This is a genomic window from Streptococcus sp. HMSC063B03 (assembly GCF_001836965.1).
Classification (GTDB): domain Bacteria; phylum Bacillota; class Bacilli; order Lactobacillales; family Streptococcaceae; genus Streptococcus; species Streptococcus pneumoniae_F.
Window position 1 is genome coordinate 47,424 of record NZ_KV831054.1, and the last position, 1,266, is coordinate 48,689.

Below are 1,266 nucleotides of genomic sequence, written 5' to 3' on the forward strand. Positions count from 1 at the left end.
GCTTTTGACGGCCTTTGTATCTTGTTAATTGAACACGGCCTAAGCAAGCAGATAAAAACAAAAAGCCCTCTGAAGTCAGAGAGCTGATTTGAGCCCGGGCTAAAATCCTAGTGAAACAAAAAATCTACACGGTCAGAAAAGTCTCTATCGTGCCATTTTCATACATGATGTATAGTCCAAGTAAAATGAATACTAAGGGCACAATGATTCGCTCGTATTTTTCAATTGTCTCGAATATTAACGGAATAGAGGATAACACCCGACTAATCTCGCATAAGATAATTATGCCGATTACAAACACAAGCAACGCCACGAGGGTCTGTGACCAATCTAACGAAGCAAAATAAGGTATATAGATACCTAAGTTATCTCCGCCAGACGCAATTGTCAGCAATGTAACTGTCCAAAACAGTTGATTTGCCTTGCTTTGTTCTAATCTTTCAATAATTTCTTCCTCTTCTTCCTCTTCTTCCTCACCTTCTCCAACAATTGCAAAGCGAATCCCTAAATAGATAGGGATTAAACCAAGCAATCCAACCATCCATTCTTCAGGCACGAAATTAACGATATAAGCAGCAACTAAACTCGCCCCTACAAGTAAGCCTGTGCCTAGATATTGCCCCGCATAAATATGCCATTTTTGTTTGTTCTGTGATAGCTGTGCAAATAAAATAAATAAAATAATTAAATAATCGATACTGGTGGAAATATAAACACCAATAGCAGATATGATTGTCTGTCCCATAAAAACCTCCTGTATTAGTCAGTAATAAATCAGCAGATTTTAGGAGAGCACAGACACATTAATTTAGCTATCGCTAGTGGGTAATGTCGAACATAGGAAAGCATTTTACTCCTCCTCAAAACGTAGTTACAAAGTAATTTCTAACTGGAATTCGGTGACTACTTCCTTGTAAAGTATAACATACTATACTTTACTTCGTAAAGTGTGGGCTCTCCGAAGGGGCTTACAGACAGCTACGCACCCTTATGGTGTCATTAGCTGATACCATTTGAGGTTTTTGTAGTCTCCAAAATTGTGACCGATAAAACCCGATTCAGTTATTCCAGATGCTGAAAACTGTTTTTGTAGTCTCCAAAATTGTGACCGATAAAACCTCAATAAAAAAGCCCTCTAAAAATCAGAGAGCCAATTTGAGATTGGGATAAAATCCATACAAAAAAGCTACCCAATGGAGTAGCTTCTTTATCAAGACATGCTCAATTGAACACGGCCTAAGCACTTGGCAAAAAAGATAAAATCTC

The 1,266-nt window shown here is 38.0% G+C and carries 1 protein-coding gene; it reads right to left on the minus strand.

The window, feature by feature from the left end:
* Window positions 1-124 precede the first annotated feature (124 nt).
* Window positions 125-745 (minus strand): CadD family cadmium resistance transporter, encoded by a 621-nt coding sequence (locus tag HMPREF2628_RS08005; RefSeq protein WP_049551327.1) that lies wholly within the window; start codon window positions 743-745, stop codon window positions 125-127.
* Window positions 746-1,266: the final 521 nt, after the last annotated feature.